General features: G+C 49.9%; 12 protein-coding genes and 1 pseudogene. 2 read left to right on the forward strand and 11 right to left on the reverse strand.

Annotated features, from left to right (window positions below; translation table 11 throughout):
* Positions 1-15 precede the first annotated feature (15 nt).
* From HUN05_00390 to HUN05_00400, 3 genes are all read right to left on the reverse strand, one after another.
* Entirely contained in the window at positions 16-1,185 is a 1,170-nt protein-coding gene (locus HUN05_00390; GenBank protein ID WDP87850.1) for an IS4 family transposase, read from the reverse strand.
* Positions 1,186-1,565: 380 nt separating this feature from the next.
* Complete coding sequence (locus HUN05_00395; GenBank protein ID WDP83816.1) at positions 1,566-2,150, reverse strand: 2-oxoacid:acceptor oxidoreductase family protein; 585 nt, start codon at positions 2,148-2,150, stop codon at positions 1,566-1,568.
* A complete protein-coding gene (locus HUN05_00400) occupies positions 2,147-4,000 on the reverse strand; it encodes a 4Fe-4S binding protein (GenBank protein ID WDP83817.1) in 1,854 nt (617 codons plus the stop codon). Before HUN05_00400 ends, HUN05_00395 begins: the two co-directional genes overlap by 4 nt.
* A 201-nt stretch (positions 4,001-4,201) precedes the next feature.
* Here HUN05_00400 and HUN05_00405 point away from each other — a divergent pair, with 201 nt between their 5' ends.
* Positions 4,202-4,642 (forward strand): hypothetical protein, encoded by a 441-nt coding sequence (locus HUN05_00405; protein WDP83818.1) that lies wholly within the window; start codon positions 4,202-4,204, stop codon positions 4,640-4,642.
* A gap of 2 nt (positions 4,643-4,644) precedes the next feature.
* Here HUN05_00405 and HUN05_00410 read toward each other — a convergent pair whose 3' ends face one another.
* From HUN05_00410 to tpx, 4 genes are all read right to left on the reverse strand, one after another.
* Positions 4,645-6,216: an MBL fold metallo-hydrolase gene (locus tag HUN05_00410; GenBank protein ID WDP83819.1), complete on the reverse strand. Its 1,572-nt coding sequence runs from the start codon at positions 6,214-6,216 to the stop codon at positions 4,645-4,647.
* A 30-nt stretch (positions 6,217-6,246) separates the two neighbouring features.
* Positions 6,247-6,987, reverse strand: coding sequence for a DUF4197 domain-containing protein (locus HUN05_00415; protein WDP83820.1), 741 nt, complete (start codon positions 6,985-6,987; stop codon positions 6,247-6,249).
* Between the two features lie 82 nt (positions 6,988-7,069).
* Positions 7,070-9,070: an AsmA family protein gene (locus tag HUN05_00420; protein ID WDP83821.1), complete on the reverse strand. Its 2,001-nt coding sequence runs from the start codon at positions 9,068-9,070 to the stop codon at positions 7,070-7,072.
* 42 nt (positions 9,071-9,112) lie between these two features.
* Positions 9,113-9,613 (reverse strand): thiol peroxidase, encoded by a 501-nt coding sequence (tpx, locus tag HUN05_00425; protein ID WDP83822.1) that lies wholly within the window; start codon positions 9,611-9,613, stop codon positions 9,113-9,115.
* Between the two features lie 278 nt (positions 9,614-9,891).
* Here tpx and HUN05_00430 point away from each other — a divergent pair, with 278 nt between their 5' ends.
* Positions 9,892-11,778, forward strand: coding sequence for a Na/Pi cotransporter family protein (locus tag HUN05_00430; GenBank protein WDP83823.1), 1,887 nt, complete (start codon positions 9,892-9,894; stop codon positions 11,776-11,778).
* Positions 11,779-11,818: 40 nt separating this feature from the next.
* Here the strand turns inward: HUN05_00430 and HUN05_00435 are convergent, their stop codons facing one another.
* From HUN05_00435 to HUN05_00450, 4 genes and pseudogenes are all read right to left on the reverse strand, one after another.
* Positions 11,819-13,957, reverse strand: a complete 2,139-nt coding sequence (locus HUN05_00435; protein ID WDP83824.1) for an RNA-binding transcriptional accessory protein — start codon at positions 13,955-13,957, stop codon at positions 11,819-11,821.
* Positions 13,958-13,975: 18 nt separating this feature from the next.
* The gene (locus HUN05_00440; GenBank protein ID WDP83825.1) at positions 13,976-15,046 is read right to left on the reverse strand and encodes a site-specific DNA-methyltransferase; all 1,071 of its coding nucleotides are present in this window, start codon (positions 15,044-15,046) and stop codon (positions 13,976-13,978) included.
* A 99-nt stretch (positions 15,047-15,145) separates the two neighbouring features.
* A pseudogene (locus HUN05_00445) lies at positions 15,146-16,031 on the reverse strand (amidohydrolase).
* Positions 16,032-16,092: 61 nt separating this feature from the next.
* Positions 16,093-16,656 (reverse strand): manganese efflux pump, encoded by a 564-nt coding sequence (locus tag HUN05_00450; protein WDP83826.1) that lies wholly within the window; start codon positions 16,654-16,656, stop codon positions 16,093-16,095.
* Positions 16,657-16,738: the final 82 nt, after the last annotated feature.

The raw sequence follows: 16,738 nt of genomic DNA on the forward strand, positions 1-16,738 counted from the left end.
TTCAGTGATGTCCGGTTAGGTTTTTGCTTGCTCAATAATTTTTTGATCTTTGACAATATTATCCCTGTTTGAACTATGAGAGCCCTGCTCCTCGCAGCCAAACAGGTCATTTAGAATGGCGGTTCGCAGCTGCCGAACTCTTTTGATCGTGACCTTTTCATTAAACTGTTTTTGGCAATGGATTGCCAGTAACAGGTAAGTGATAAGGCCGCCAAGAATCTGAACCATAAGGCCGTATTCACTGCGGGCAATGAGATGATATACCTTCAGATGTTCTTTCCACCATTTGAAAAAATCCTCAATGGTCCACCGGAGTTTATAAATTGTTGCTATTTGTTCCGCTGTTAAATCATGCCTGTCAGTTGCCACATAGTATTTGACGCCAGCAATTTTATAGCCAACAACCCGAACAGGCCTTTTCGTCTGGTTTTGATTCGGAGTACCAAGTTTAACCAGTGCATCATAAAAAATGTAGCTGTCGGAAGGGGTCTCGTGGTTATCAATAATTGTTCTTGTTGTCCTGGTTTTTATACGGCAGACAAAATGTTTGCCTTGCTCCTGAAGCAGGTCAAATTCTTTATGGGATTGATATCCACGATCCATAACACCTGTTTGCCCCTTGGAAAGTATTTTGGGAACAAAAGTGCGTTCAGCGCCGTTGCCTTCAGTCAAAAAGATTTTGTTTGGGATTCCGTGATTAATGTCAAATCCGCAATGTACTTTGGCTTTTTTACTTCCTTTTCTGTAGTTCGCCCAGTGCATTGAAAGGACTGCATTTATGAGACTACCGTCAATGGAAACCAACTCTCCTAACTCGGCGTGTTCACCCGGATGACACTCAAGAGCCTGTTTATAAAGATCCTCAAAGATAAATTGCAGTTGTTCGAGTCCCCTGTGATTGATGGCTTCACAGAAACTACTACGGCTGATACCACCGTCTGGCGCAATATTTTCTTTAGCAAAAACATTCTCCTTGAGATCCTGAATTAAATGTCGGGCAGACTTGTGCTCCTGAAGATGGAAATAAACCAAAGCATTTATCTGGTCTTCGAATGTCATTTTTAAAGGGCGGTCTCCTCGAGATTGTAATTCCGGTGCTTTTGAAAGTGACTTTATCAGAGGGCACCTGAAATTGTCAAAGTTCAGGGACCGTAGTTGTTTTTTAGGGACTGAGATGTGCGTCATTTGAGCTCCTTGAGTTAAATTTTCAAGGCGCACAAAAATTTTTACGCACATTTGTCAACACAAAACAGACTGTTTTTTCAATGATTTTAGATGCTTTTTATATGCAACAACCTAACCGGACACTACTGAAAATATTTAGTTCATGGCCCTGATTTTTCAGGCGCCAGACTATACTGAGCAAATCTTGTGCCATTCCTAAAAAAACACGATTCAAACCAGGCAGGCAAACCACTTGCCCGAAAAAAAATAAAAAATAGGGATAATTCAAGGCAGGAAAAAAGGGAATTTAAGCAAATATCTGCAGCCAACACAGGTGTCAGCCACACTCCCTTTTCAGGCTTTTAAATGATGGCGGATCTATCAGCAAGATGCTCTCAAATCTATTCTTCCCCCCTGGCAAAGGTCTTGAACAAAGCCAGATTGCTGTCCAGCAAATGGTCTGGAAGAAGGTCTTTCAAGGCTTGGACATAGTGGGATTCATCCACATCTGCCACCAGGGTGTAACGGGCCACCGTGCCCAGCAGGGCCATATTCTGCATCCGGGGATCCCCCATGCCAGAAAAATCCACCCCCAGGCGTTTGATACCAACGGCGTCACAGGCAATCTTGATCTGGTCGGCCGTGATTTCAGCACTCTGCCCCAGGCGGACCGGCAAAGGCTGCCAGGAAACATTCATATAGACCAGGGTCCCACCTTTTTTAATGGCAAGGCATAATCCCCGCATGGCCTCATGGACCTCCATGCCCAGAACAAGATCGGCCGAGTGCTTCATGGTCATGGGAGAATGAACCCGCACCCCGCACCGGATTCTGGAAACCACCACCCCGCCGCGCTGGGCAAGGCCGTGGGTATCCACGGCAATGACTGGAATGCCGGCATGGTCAATGCCCCTGAGCAACGCCTGGCTGAGCAGCCCTATGCCCTGGCCGCCCACACCTGTGATATGAATATTAAATTGATTCATTTGTTCCTCCTGTGAAATCCAATGGCCTGCTCAGGACATGAGGTGCGGCAGGACCCGTCCCCGATGCAAAGATCCGGGTTGATATCGATCTTGCCTTCTGGCTTGCGGACAAAGGCTGGACAGCCAAACCCTTCAACGCATTCGTGGGTATGGCTACAAAGGGTCTGGTCAATCTCTATGCAATGTTGGACAAAGCCTGGTTTTTTTCTCTGGATCCGGTTGAACTTGAGCATGCAAGGATGCCTGGCAATGACCACGCTCAACCCTTTCACGGCCATGGCCTGCTTGACCATGTCCCCAAGCCTGTCCTGGTTGTATGTATCGCAGGAAAAAATGGATTCTATGCCCAGCCCCTTGAGCAGGGATTCAACAGCAACTTTTCCTCCGGCATGATCCTGATGACCGGTCATGGCCGTGGTCCCGTTTTCCATAAGAATGAGGGTAATATCGTGATCGTTAAATATGGCATTGATCAACCCGGGCAGACCGGCATGAAAAAAAGTGGAATCCCCGAGAAAGGCCACCACCCGTTTTTCAGCGTTGTTCAGGGCAAGGCCCGATGCCATGCCGCAGGATGCCCCCATGCACATTAAAATTTCACCCACCTCGTAGGGGGGCATGTATCCCAGGGTGTGGCAGCCGATGTCGGCCACGGTCACATCTTGTTTTTCCAACACTTTTTTGATGGCAAAAAAGGCACTGCGATGGCCGCATCCCGGACACATCTGGGCGGGCCTCGGCGGCACATCTGTCAGGAGAACCGGATTTGCCTCCCGTTCAGGCAAAAACCCGGGCCATTCAGATCTGATCTTGTCCCAGACCTTGTCCGGGACATATTCCCCCACAAAATCTTCGGGAGAGGTTTTGCCGACAATTTGGGTGGTCAGCCCGTTGTCATAGGCCATGGACTTGATCTGCAGTTCCAGAATCTCATCCAGTTCTTCCAGGATCAATACCTGATCATGGGACCTGAGAAAGGAAAGAATGATGGATTCATCCAAAGGATTTACCGCCCCGAGTTTGAGAATGCCGGGGGTTACCGCTGCAAATTCCAGTACATCCAAAAGGGAAAGATAGGTCAGGCCCGAGGTAATGATGCCTTTTTTCACTCCGGCAGAGCCCTTATCAATGGTGTTCAAGCCTGCCTGCCGAACAAAGGCTTTGCTCCGGGATAATTTTTGGATGGCCCCGCGTTTCATGTCCAGAGCCATGGTGGTCAAAGCGATATAAGGGCCGTTTTCCCGTTTAAATTCGGTTTTGTAAGGCAACGGCGGCCTGGTCCGTCCAAATTTAATCTTTTGGCGGGCATGGCAGACGTGGGTGGTCAGCCGCAGTACCACCACGGTCTGTTCTTTTGCAGCAAGGGCAGCGGCATGGATATAGTATAGATACGCCTCTTGGGGGTCGGCCGGTTCAAGCACGGTTACCCGGGATATTTTATAAATATTCCGGTTGTCCTGTTCGTTCTGGGAGGAATTGGCGCCCGGGTCATCCCCCAAGATGACCACCAGACCGACAGTAATGTTCATCAGACTCAGCTGGACAAAGCTGTCCAGGGCCACGTTAAGTCCCACACTCTTGTAAAAAACAGACGAAAGATTGCCGTTGACCGCAGCACCAAAGGCCACTTCCGTGGCCACTTTCTCATTAACGGAAAATTCAAAATAAAACGGGCGATCCTCTATGGGGATACTCTCAATGGCGGTGGCGATTTCCGGGGTGGGAGATCCGGGATAAGAGGTGACCACTCGGGTCCCGGTCTCTATCATGGCCCGGACAATTGCTTGGTTCCCCATGAGTATTTCCTGGAAATTCGTCCTGTTCATCAGGATATCACCGAGTCTCTTCATTTATCCCCCTCCTGAAAAATTAGGCTCTCTTCACGTTTTTATTTTACCCTGAAAACTAAAGTTTTAAGTTTTATCGGGTCTTGTGATCTGATATCCTTGCCTTGAAACAAATAAACTTTACTAAAAAAGGCATGGCCAAGGCCATGAATCACCATGTGGATATTTGAAAATATCAGAGCATCTGTAACAGGCGGCAAGCCTTTGTACCTCTTAATTAAAGAGTATATTCAAAATAAAAATTTAAACTTCATCATTGCAGGGGGAGACTGTCTGAACAAACCCCAGAGCAGGCTGGAAAAAGGAAAACTGGATATCTACCTGGACGAATTTTCAAAATCTAATTTTTCAATGATCTCCTGCGCTGAACAGCGTCTGTCACCCCCATTTCTGGCAGCAGATATAAATCCTGTGACAGGGACAGCCCGGATAACCTTTCTCATTGATCTCACCCAAGAAGCCCTGGACCAAAAAGCCTCCCCTTTTTATTCAAAAATAATGGGTGCCCTTTCCACCCAGATTTTTGCAGCCAGGCCAGATGCAAAAAAGATCTATTTCCCCTTTGTGCTGGAAGATACCGTGGGCCGAGGGCTCAAACGGCTGCCCATGGACGAGGGCACAGCCCTCATCCAAAACAGAATATAGGGCTATACTTGAAACCGATCCCCCGGCTTTGGAATAAAGGCATTATACCCTTTTTGGGCAAGCCTTCCTGCAAAGGCCTCACTCTGGGAGGACTCCCCGTGAACAATGGCGATATTTTTTACATTAAGGTTGGACTGGTCAACGATTCGCATGAGTTCATGACGGTCCCCATGGGCAGAAAATCCGCCTATTTTTTCCACCCGGGCTTTTAAGGGATAGGATTTACCTAAAATTTTCACCTCAGGCGGCTCTTCCATATTGTCATTGGGCAGGCCCAGTTCTTCAATACGCCGTCCCAGGGTATGCTGGGCCATATACCCCACCAGAAGAACGGTATTTTTAGGATCATGAATCTTATACCTTAAATGATGAAGAATCCTGCCGGCCTCACACATGCCCGATGCGGAAATCACCACATGGGGGGAGGTATCCCGGGTCAGGTTCATGGATTCGGCCACAGTGCCCACAAACTTGATCTTGTCAAAATAAAAGGGATTGAGCCCCTTTTCCAAAAAGGCCGCGTGGGTCTCCTTGTCATAAGCTTCAGGATGCTCCCCAAATACCGTGGTAATATTTGATGCAAGGGGGCTGTCCACATAAATGGGCACCTTGGGCACGGCCCCGGACTCGTAAAGTTCATGGAGGATATAAATGATCTCCTGGGTCCTGCCATAGGCAAAGGAGGGGATGATCAAAGAACCGCCCCGCTCGACCGTCCTTTTCAGCACATCCTTCATCCGCGCCCCAAGATCTTCCACGGGTTCGTGTTCCCGGTCTCCATAGGTGCTTTCCGTAATCATCAGATCAATATCCCGGTCCTCTTCATCAAAGATCAGGGTGGGATCCTTGAGTATGGGCTTGTCAAACCGCCCCACATCCCCGGTATACAGAATCCGCACAGGTTTTTCCCCCTGGTTGATGGTGATCAGGGAAAAGGCAGATCCCAGGATATGGCCGGCCACATAAAATTTTACCGTGATATTTTTACCAATGGTCACTGGAATACCAAAGGGATAACCGTCAATAAAAGAAAGGGATTCTCTGGCCTCGTCCATGGTGTACAAGGGGGTCACCACCTCTAATCCGTGATCCTTTTGAAGGCGGGCAATGGCATCGACATCCAGGTCATAGGGATTTTTTTTGAGCAGGCTCTTGATCTTGTTCTTTTCCTTGGAAGAAATCGTCTTACGGGTCTTAGACTGCTCTGCCTGGTATAAAAATCCCCTCAACGACTTGTAGTTAAGATACTGGGAATCAGATTCCTGGATATGGCCCGAATCCATGAGCATGTAGTTTAAGGCATCCTTGGTGGGCCGGGTTGTGATAATCCGTCCGCTAAACCCGTTCCGGGTAAGCATGGGAATTCTGCCGGAATGGTCAATATGGGCATGGGAAAGCACCATTGAGGTAATGTCAGAACGTTTCAGGGGGAATGTTTGATTTTTCTCCCGGCTTTCCTTTCTCCGCCCCTGGAACATCCCGCAATCCAATAAAATTTTATCAACCCCGGTATCCAACACATGCATGGAGCCGGTCACCTCGCCTGCGGCCCCTAAAAATCCGATTTCCACCATCAGCAATTTCCTTTATAAATCAATTTGAAATCAGTTAAATACTTTTTGAAGCAATTCTGTGGTCCGTTTGGCTGGATTCTCACGAATGGCTTTTTCCTCCTGGGCCAGATAGTAAAAAATCCCGTCCATGGCCTTTGTCACGGCATGGGAGGTCAGATTCCCTTTGACATCCGGCACAAAGGGCAGGCTCTTGTACTCTCCCATCATCCGATCATAGGCCTGGACCGCGCCCACCTGGTCCAGGGTCTGCTCCACCACAGGGGTCATGGCCCGGGTAAGGCCCGGGGTCATCTTCTCCTGAAAATACTGGGTGGCAGCATCGTCTGCCCCGTCCAGAATGGCCTTGGCATCTTCAAACTCCATCTGGGCAATGGCATCCAGAAACAATGCCTTTGCCTCGGCTGCCCGGTTGAGTTTTAACTCCACATCATCGGTATATGACCCCAAGCCTGCTTTGTCCAGCAAAGATTTGACCATGGAAAGGTTTTCCGGCAACGGAATATGGATATTTTGATCCGTGTTGAACCCGTCCTGAAGGCTGAGCTGGGAAACCACGGCAGACGAGCCCTTTTCCAGGGCCTGCTTCAGGCCGGCAATAATCTCATCCATGGACAGGACCTGGTCAATGGCGGTTTCATCCGTTGAAAAAGATTTAAACAACCCCTTTCCCTTGTCCAGCCAGGAATTGCCGGCCAGAACAGGGCTGATGCCTGAACAGACCAGAACAAAAGCCACCAGGACCATGCCGTATATATAATTATTTTTTCTCATTTAATTCCTTTTCCCGGATATCTCATTAAAATTTTGCCTGCCACGAAAAAATTGAACCAAAAACAATGATCAAAACAGGTCGTTATTTAATAAACCCCTTGAGAAGGCTTTTGGCTTTGTCTTCCGGTGATGCAGTCTCCCCGGCCTTGCCCTCTTGTTCCGTCTTGCCCTCTATCAATCCTTTAATGCCTTGGGCATCAGGGATCTGACCGCCCACAACAGCGGCAAGATCCGGCCTTACCTTGGGGGAGGCATAGGTGCCGGTGACCACCAGGGGTATCAAAAGGCCTGAACGCTCCTTGGTGTCTCCCTGCCCCTTTAAGGTAGCAACAACCTTGGGCTCCACCCTGAAATCCAGGCTTTCTTTAACCAAAAAGGTTTCCCCTTTGACCCCCAGCCTGAGCAAGGGAGAGACCAGGCTGGCATCTGAAATCTTGACCAGACCCTTGTCCGCGGTAAACGGAATTTTAAGTTCGGCAAAATCTGTTCTCGGCTTTTGCTCCTGTTTTTCTCCCAGGCCCAGGCCAGATGCGGCATTTCGTATGGAGCCTGCGATATCCATGCCCACAATGGCCCCGTCCAAAAAGGTTAAATTGCCCTTGCCGCCCAGGCTTGATTTAATCTGTTCAGGGGAATCCCCGTTCATGGCCAGCATAATATCTGCGGCCAATGTCCCTTCAATGATCTCTTTTTGAACGGCATCCCTGATCATGGGGCCTGCCTGAATGGACTGGGCATTCACACTGACCTGGGTTGCGGGAATGTCTGTCCGGACATCGACCCGGGCCTTGACCCCGGCCTTGCCCTGGTAAAAATCCATGGAAAAGGGATTCAGGTTAAATACCCCGTTTTTCCCGGTGACCTGAACCAGAATATTATCCATTTTCAGGTTGGCTGCCTTTAACTGGCCGATCTTGGCCTTTCCGTCCAGCACCATCTTTCGCAAAGGGGCGTAATCGGTTTTTGCCCGGGGGCCTGAATCTTTTTTGGCCGGTGTTTTTTGGGCGGCCGTCTCCTCTTTGGGGGGCAGGTACCGGTCAACGTCAATCTTGTCCAGGGACAGGTCAAACTTAAGATCCGGCCGGTCAAAAGCCTTGGCCTGGGCTGTAAAGGTCAGGGTAGAATTATCCAGCCCGGCCATGCCTTGGGAGAGGGAAACAGCCCTTGCATTTCCGCTGATCCGGGCCTTGAAAGAGACCTTGTCCAGCACCTTGGGATCACTGGTTTTCACGGGAAAGGGCTGACCCAGACGGTCAAACAATTTCCTGGGCGAGAAAGGCAGGACTTCCAGATCCAGATCCAGCGTCTGGGCTGTCATGGGCTTGATCAGCCGTCCTTTCAGCTTAAGTTCCAGTTCATCCAGGGCCTTGACCAGAAGGTCCAGACCAATATCTTCTTTACCCGGATCTTTTCCCAAAGGGCCTGCCATGCCGGAAACAGACAGGGGATGCCCGTCCAGAATCGCACTGAAATCAATTTTCACAGGCTTGTCCAGACTGATATCAACAAGATCCAGGTTTAAATCACTGATCTTTTTGGTCATTCCAGATGAGAGATCTGAATAAACCAGGCCGCCGTTGACAATGGAGAACTTGCCCACCATCAGGGACTCAATGGGCAGAGGTTTATCTGAACCGCTTTCTGAGGGTTGATCTGTCTTGGGTTTTTCTTTTGTCCCTTTTTTACCCAAGTCCTCCCAATTGCCTTTTCCGGCCTTGTTTTTCTTGAGCATAATCTGGGGAGAATCCATGATAAAGGTATCCACCTGGATTTGCCGGGACAACAGGGGCATGACCTTGAGCCTGACTTCAAAGCCCTTGACCGAAATCATCTCATTTGTCCCAAAACCCGGGGCATTGCCCAGCTTCAGGTCAGACAGGCTCACCCCCACCCAGGGAAAAACAGAGAGTTTGATATCATCGCCCATGGAAAAGGAACGCCCGGTCTGCTCGGCCACAATGGCCTCGATCCGGGGCTTATACTTCTGGACATCCACAAACATGGGCACAAGGACAATGGCGGCCACAATCAATACCAGGACCAGCCCCACAAGTATAGAGCCCCACTTTATCATCTTCTTCATTGTATTCTCCCTAATTTTAAAAAAGTCAAAAAAAAACCGGATTTATGACAGAACTGAAAAGGCTGCCTCATAATCAGGTTCTTCTTTGATTTCATCCACCAGCTGGGCATGGACCACAATACCCGATTCGTCCACCACGATAACCGCCCGGGCAGTCAGTCCTGCCAGGGGGCCGTCCTGGATGGCCACCCCATAATCTTTTTTGAATTCAGGATTGCGGAATACCGATGCTGTGACCACATTTTCAATGCCCTCGGCCCCGCAGAACCTCTGAAAGGCAAAGGGCAAATCCTCTGAAATGCATACCACAGTAGTATTGTCCAGAGATGCCGCCTGTTCGTTGAATTTCCGGACAGAGGTCGCGCATACCGGGGTGTCGATGCTGGGGAAAATATTAAGCACCACTTGTTTTCCTTTCAGGTCATCAAGGGTGATGGGAGAAAGATCCTGCTGAACCCCGGTAAATGCCTTTGCCAAACTGCCTTTGACCGGGAAATCTCCGGCCAGTGCCACTGGGTTGCCGCCTAATTGAGTAGAAGCCATGAATCGTCTCCTTTGTATAAAAATATATCATTTAAATGCAGGTTATAAAATTTGTCCGGTATTGATGATTTTTCCGGACGCATCTTTTAATAGTAAGGACTTGACCACGTTTTTCAAGACAAGTATTGATAATTCTACTCTACCACGACCCATATTTTTTTCAATGGATTTTTCAAATGTCCTGCCGGGCAGCCTGCAATATAAATTATTCTGGCGCGCACCGTCAATTCCGGTTATAGTAAACATCGATCCCAATCTTTTGACCAGGATAAATTAAGATGAGATTAGAGTCCCAAAACAGAATAATATCCAATTTAACCCGCTTCAAACCCTTTTTCATCCTATGCCTTTTGCTGTATACAGGTATCACTCCGGCCAAAGCAGCAGGGGCGGCTTCCATGGAAATCAACTGGGTGGACATCGGTGTCGGTCTTGCCGGCGGACTGGCCCTGTTTCTTTACGGCATGGACAAGATGAGCACGGGCATGAAAAGCACGGCCGGAAACAAGATGCGCTCCATCTTAAGCTCTCTGACCCAGAACCAGGTGGTGGCCATGATGGTAGGCGCCTTTGTCACCATGATCATCCAGTCCTCATCTGCCACCACAGTCATGCTGGTCAGCTTTGTCCAGGCAGGTCTGCTGAACCTGACACAGTCTTTAGGAGTGATTCTGGGAGCCGATATCGGCACCACCGTGACCGCCCAGATGATCGCCTTTAAACTCACGGATTATGCCCTGCTCATGCTGGCCATGGGATTTTTGGTTAAAACCGTTGGCAAAACGGAAAAAATCCGGTCCATCGGCGATATTATTCTGGGATTCGGCATTTTATTTTTCGGGATGAAGCTCATGAGCGATGTGATGACCCCCTTGCGAACCTATCCCCCCTTTATCGCCCTGATGCAGAACATGGAACTTCCTTTGACCGGGATTGCCGCAGGCGCCCTGTTCACGGCCCTTGTCCAGAGCAGCTCTGCCACCACCGGGGTGCTCATTGTCCTGGCCCAGGAAAATCTGATCACCCTGGAAGCTGGGATCCCGGTTATCTTCGGGGCCAATATCGGCACCTGCGTCACCGCGGTGCTGGCCGGTATCGGGGCATCCCGGGAGGCAAAGCGGGTGGCCCTGGCCCATGTATTGTTCAAACTTGCCGGCGTGGCCCTGTTTGTCTTCTGGATTCCCAAATTTGCCCAGATGGTCCAGGCCCTTGGCCAGGGGTTCGGGTCGGGCACGGCAAGGGACCTTGCCAATGCCCACACCTTATTCAACGTGAGCATAGGCCTTTTTTTCCTCCCCTTTACCCCCCTGTTTGCCAAACTCATCTATCGGCTGTATCCGGATCACAAAACAGACCCGGACAGAACAATCAGCACCCTGTATATTGAAGATGCCGTACTTGAAACCCCCTCTTTGGCCATTGATCTGGCCCGGGCGGAAATGTCCAGAATGGCCAAACTTTTAGGCAGAATGCTCAATGCCGTGATTGTGCCTTTTTTATCCGATGAAAAACATATGGCCGCCCCTGAAATGAGTCCCCAAGAACGGCAGATGCTCATCAGGGAAATTCCCAGAAAAGATGCATTCATCCCCAGTCTGACCCTGATGCAGGGGTTGGATTTAAGGGAGGATAAGATTGATTTCCTCCAGAAAAAAATCAGCCTTTATCTGGCCCGGATTGCCCAGGGCAATATCACCAAGGACCAGGCAAAAGAGGTCTTTGGTATGGTTTCCATTGTCAAGGACATCGAAAGCATGGGCGACATCATTCACAGGAATATGATCCCTTTGATTGCCAAAAAAAAACGGATCAAATATGATTTTTCAACAGAGGGTAAAGAAGAGCTGCTCATCTACCACGGCAAAGTCATCAAGCAGGTCCGGCTGCTCGAGGCCGGGTTAAAGGAGTCCAACACCCGCATGGCCTTAAAAATCATGAAAAAAGAACGAAAATATCTGGACCTTGAATCCCAATACCGGGCCATGCATCTGGAACGGATCATTTTAAAAAATGAAAATGCCATTGAAACCAATGAGGTGCATTTAGAACTCATGGACCTGATGAAACAGATTGTCCTTTATTCGGCCAATATCGCCCAGACCTATGTGAATACGACTGCCCAGGATTCTGAAGACCATCTGACCCCGGAAGCCAAACAAGAATAACCCCATGGTCCCCCTTAAAACCAGGCCAGCCCGGATGGAATCACCCTTTTTTCATGGACAGGGAAATCCGTTTCCTTTGAGGATCCACTGAAATCACCCGGACCTTCACCTGCTGGCGGACCCTGACAATCTGACCGGGATCCTTGACAAACCGGTCTGACAGCTGGCTGATGTGGACCAGGCCGTCCTGGTGAACCCCCACATCCACAAAGGCGCCAAAAGCCGTAACATTGGTGACAATTCCGGGCAGGGTCATTCCGGGCACAAGGTCTGTTATCTTCTGCACCCGCTCATCAAAGGCAAAGGATTGAAACGCCTGTCTTGGATCCCGGCCCGGGGCAGACAATTCCTTAATAATATCCTTTAGGGTGGGCAGTCCGGTTTCAACGGTCACATAGGGGGTCAGATCCATATTTTCAAACAAAACCGGCCGGCCCATGACCTCGTTGATTTTCCATCCTTTATCTTTGGCAATCATGTTGACGATATTGTAGGATTCCGGATGAATGCCCGAGTTGTCCAAAGGATTTTTTGCATTCTTGATCCTCAAAAACCCGGCCGCCTGTTCAAAGGCTTTGGGTCCGAGTCTCGGCACCTTGAGCAATTGGCGGCGGCTGGTAAAGGCACCATTTTCATTCCGATGGGTCACCAGATTGGCTACAATGGTCTGGTTCAGCCCTGAGACCTGGGCCAAAAGCTCCTTGGAAGCCGTATTCACCTCCACTCCTACCCGGTTGACACAGCTTTTAACCACATCATCCAGGCTGGTTCTCAAAAGGGTCTGGTCCACATCATGCTGGTATTGGCCCACCCCAATGGATTTGGGATCAATTTTGACAAGCTCGGCCAAAGGATCCATGAGGCGCCGGCCAATGGATATGGCCCCTCTCACCGTGATATCCTGGTCAGAAAATTCCTCCCTGGCACAGGCAGAGGCGGAATAAACAGAGGCCCCGCTCTCATCGGTCATGATGACCTCAATCCCCTTATCCATTTGATTTTCTTTGAGAACTTCCATGACAAGCGTCTGGGTTTCACGGCCGGCCGTGCCGTTGCCAATGGCAATGGCCTGGATATCATATTTAACCGCCAGGCCAAGAATGGTCTCTTTGGCCTGGCTGGGTTTGTGAATATAGATAAGATCATGATGAACCAGGTTGCCCTGGGGGGTGAGGCAAACAATTTTGCACCCGGTCCTGAATCCCGGATCAACGGCCATGACCCGTTTTTCGCCCAAAGGCGGGGCCAGGAGCAGCTCCCTTAAATTCTTGGCAAACACCTCAACGCTGAGCCGGTCTGCAATGGATTTAAGACGGGCCATGGTCTCTTTTTCAATGGATTTGGACAAGAGCCTTTTATACCCGTCTTTTATGGCAAGCGCCATCTGCTCCCGGAGCATGGGATCTGTCCGGGATGAGCTGTCAAGACTGAATTTGCCCATTAATGCCAGTCCCTCGTCTTCCCCAGGCAGTACATGGACGGTGAGCAGGGCTTCATCCTGGCCCCGGAACATGGCCAGCACCCTGTGGGAAGGGGCTTTTACCGCAGGTTCGCTCCAGTCAAAATAATCTTTGAACTTGGCAGCCTCCTCCTGTTTTCCCTTTTTAACTTTGGCAGAAATCATGGCCCCGGACCAGAACAACTCTCTCATGGCTTTGCGGATGCAAGGATCCTGGCTCAGTTCTTCTGCAATGATATCCCTGGCCCCGGCAAGGGCGGCCTGTTCATCCATAACTTTTTTTTCAGGATCAATGAATTTAACGACCTGCCCCTGAAGACTCTTCTGGCCCTGGGCCCGGATAATTCCGGCCAGGGGAGCCAGCCCCTGATCCCTGGCTTTGGTGGCCCGGGTCTCTTTTTTGGGTTTATACCCCTGGTAAAGATCTTCAAGCTCGGCCAGGCTCTTTGGTTTCTCAAAGGCTGCGGCCAGTTCAGACGTGAGCAGGTCCCGGGCTGTCAAAGACTTTAAAATGGCGGTTTTCCGGTCTAAAAAGGCCTTGAATGATTCCATTTTATCCCGGATAGCGGCAATGGCCACCTCATCCATGGATCCTGTTTTTTCTTTTCTGTACCGGGCAATAAACCAGATGGTGGCCCCTTGATCCAGAAGAGAGATAACCGCCTCAACCTCTTTTTTTCCAAGCCCTGTTTCAAGGCTGACTTGCCTGGCAATATTCATCCTAAACTTTTAATTTCCTCATTTAATTGGGTGGGATCCGTCAAGATAACGGACCTGGATGGTATGCTCATCTATGGTATCAATCTTTTGGGGCAGGTTGAGCAATAAAAATCTTTCCTGGTTGGTCATCACGGGAACCCCATAGTGGCAATTGTCATACTTGAGCGGGCCTTTGGTTATTACCCGATCCGCCACAAAGGCGTCATGGGCGTTGAGGCGCTTTTCAACCATCTGCCCTGCCCGGTCCAAAAACGCCTGGTCAAGACCCTCATCCCCCCTTCCAAGCGGATTACCAAGGGTGTTGTCAATCTCATACCCCACAGAGTTCCGGCCCGCGGCCATGGCGGCCAAAGCCGTGGTACCCAGCCCCAGAAAAGGATCCACCACCAAATCTTCTTTGACCGAATACATGTTGATGAGCCGATAGGCCAGTTCAAGGGGAAAGGCCGCGCTTCTTTTCCGGGTCTCTTTGTCTGCCAGCGCCTGGCGGGACCCTTTAATGTCAAACCAGATATCTGAAAACCAGAGGTTTCGCTCCTCCCAGAACAGCGCGCTCGCCCGTCTTTTTTCCTTGTCTTTTTCACTTGCAAACACCCGTTTGCCCCCCTTGCGAAGAATGAGTATATACTCATGCTCCAGGGTCACATAGGCACCGGCCGGGAGCATGCCCGAGCCCATGAATTTGTTGGGGGCATTGGTCTGCTTGCGCCAGAGGATACAGGGCAAAGGGGTAAATCCAATCTCCTGAACCGATTTTAAAATTCTGGCATGGTTGGTGTACAATGCAAAATTCCCATCAAGGGTCCGGGTAGCATCCCCGATATTGATACAGGCAAACCCGCCGGGTTTTAGCACACGGTAGGCCTCTTTCCAGGTCCAGTCCAAAACCTGATGCATGAGTTCAAAGGCCTGGTATCCCTTGCCCTTGTCAATCAATCTTTGAATACCCGGGTCCTGGCGGACAAACCCTGCATCCCACATTTTGATCATGGGGTAGGGAGGAGAGGTCACCACTAGGTCCGCGCTCTGGTCCAAAAGGGCTGACATCTGTTTTGAATCGGAAAATATGGTCTTGTGCTCTGTTTTCATACCCTGCCTTAAATTTTTATATCCAGGCCGTAACTACCATTTTTTCAGGTCCGGGTAAATCATGAAACCCTTTTTGGCCGGGTGGCCATTTTCCCGGCATTACCTGTCAAGGTTGTAAAAGGCCGCGGCATTTTCATAGAGAATAAGGTCAAGGTCTTCCAGATCCATGCCTGATCGGGCAAGCCAGATCAATTCCCTGTCCCAGGCGTAGGGGATATTGGGAAAATCAGACCCGTACATGATTCTATCCGTCCTCAACCGGTTCAGATTCTCCGAACGGCCCTGGGGAAAATAATCGGTGAGCACCATGGCCGTATCCAGCCAAAGGGTGTCATAATCCTCTATTAAACGGGCATACGCACTTGTTTCGTCAAATCCCAGATGGGGAACACAGATCTTGAGGCCGGGATAGGCCTTGAGCACCCGTTCAAGTTTGTCCGCCCGGCAGATTTCATAGGGATCACAAAGATAATGCTCGCTTTTGGGCTCCCTGCCCACATGCATGACCAAAGGTTTATTTTGCTCCCGGCAAAGCCCGTATATCCTGTCAAGCTCAGGAGCGTTCATGTCAAAACACTGGACATGGGCGTGAAATTTCACCCCGGCCAATCCCAGATCAAAGGCCTGGTTTAAAATATCTTCCGCCCCTTCCTCCCCGGGAAACAGGGTGGCAAGGCCGATCACCCGGCCCGGAAAGGCGTTGCAAAGATCTGCCATATATGCCCATAAACCCGGCCATACCGGGTTTATGGGCATATTGAAGGGCCGTGACCCGGCGGATTCCGCGATCCAGCAAAAACTGGATCAAAGCCTTTGTTCGCATCCGGTACCGGATCTACCAGGCATAATCGTCAAACCAATGTCTCACCGCCGTAAATATCTTGTCCGGAAACACATGGACATGGGTGTCCATCACCCGGCGGATCCCCGGGGGAAGTCCATCACCCTCGGGTTCATCATAAAAGGGCAGTTCAGGTGTCAGCATGGTCGCCTTCCTTTTTCCGTAAGTGGGAAACCTCTTGAATACCATGGGGGATAAGCGCCCATCACCCGGCTGCAAATTCCAAAACCAGAATTCTGATTCCGATACAGACCAGAAGCAGCCCCCCGAAAATTTCCATTTTTTTGCCGAACCATAGGCCCAGTCGCTGTCCAAAGGCAATGGCCCCAAGCGACATCGCCGCGGTTACCCCGCCGATGATCATGGACGGATACCAGATATTAATTTCCAGCATGGCAAGACTCAACCCCACGGCCAGGGCGTCAATGCTTGTGGCAAAACTGAGCATGACCATGGTCAGGCCCTTTGAAGGATCTTTTTGAACCAAAGTACCGGTCTGATCCAGGCCGGAGCGAATCATTCGTCCCCCGACAAAGGCCAAAAGGACAAAGGCGATCCAATGGTCAATCCCCCTGACATGATCGGCAAAACCCTGGCCGAAAAACCAGCCCACCACCGGCATCATGAACTGGAACAGCCCAAAATGAAATGCCAGCCTGAAAACAGCCCGATAATCCCGGGCAAATCCCGCAGCCGCCGCAGCCATGGATACGGCTGCCGCATCCATTCCCAGGCCTACTGCCACAAGGATGATATCCAAAAAACCCATTATTTTTTTCTCCCTAAAATTCAGATTAGGAGAATATTAAAAATTGACAGGATTTGCAAATTTTATTGGTTTGGTGTATATT

Origin of the sequence: Desulfobacter sp. (assembly GCA_028768545.1) — a bacterium.
Classification (GTDB): Bacteria; Desulfobacterota; Desulfobacteria; order Desulfobacterales; family Desulfobacteraceae; genus Desulfobacter.

Coding starts and splice junctions, on each gene's coding strand:
- HUN05_00435 (WDP83824.1), bottom strand. CDS start 13,957: ATGAATATTGCCAGGCAAGTCAGCCTTGAAACAGGGCTTGGAAAAAAA.
- HUN05_00415 (WDP83820.1), bottom strand. CDS start 6,987: ATGAGAAAAAATAATTATATATACGGCATGGTCCTGGTGGCTTTTGTT.
- HUN05_00420 (WDP83821.1), bottom strand. CDS start 9,070: ATGAAGAAGATGATAAAGTGGGGCTCTATACTTGTGGGGCTGGTCCTG.
- HUN05_00440 (WDP83825.1), bottom strand. CDS start 15,046: ATGAAAACAGAGCACAAGACCATATTTTCCGATTCAAAACAGATGTCA.
- HUN05_00395 (WDP83816.1), bottom strand. CDS start 2,150: ATGAATCAATTTAATATTCATATCACAGGTGTGGGCGGCCAGGGCATA.
- HUN05_00400 (WDP83817.1), bottom strand. CDS start 4,000: ATGAAGAGACTCGGTGATATCCTGATGAACAGGACGAATTTCCAGGAA.
- tpx (WDP83822.1), bottom strand. CDS start 9,613: ATGGCTTCTACTCAATTAGGCGGCAACCCAGTGGCACTGGCCGGAGAT.
- HUN05_00410 (WDP83819.1), bottom strand. CDS start 6,216: ATGGTGGAAATCGGATTTTTAGGGGCCGCAGGCGAGGTGACCGGCTCC.
- HUN05_00450 (WDP83826.1), bottom strand. CDS start 16,656: ATGGGTTTTTTGGATATCATCCTTGTGGCAGTAGGCCTGGGAATGGAT.
- HUN05_00390 (WDP87850.1), bottom strand. CDS start 1,185: ATGACGCACATCTCAGTCCCTAAAAAACAACTACGGTCCCTGAACTTT.
- HUN05_00430 (WDP83823.1), top strand. CDS start 9,892: ATGAGATTAGAGTCCCAAAACAGAATAATATCCAATTTAACCCGCTTC.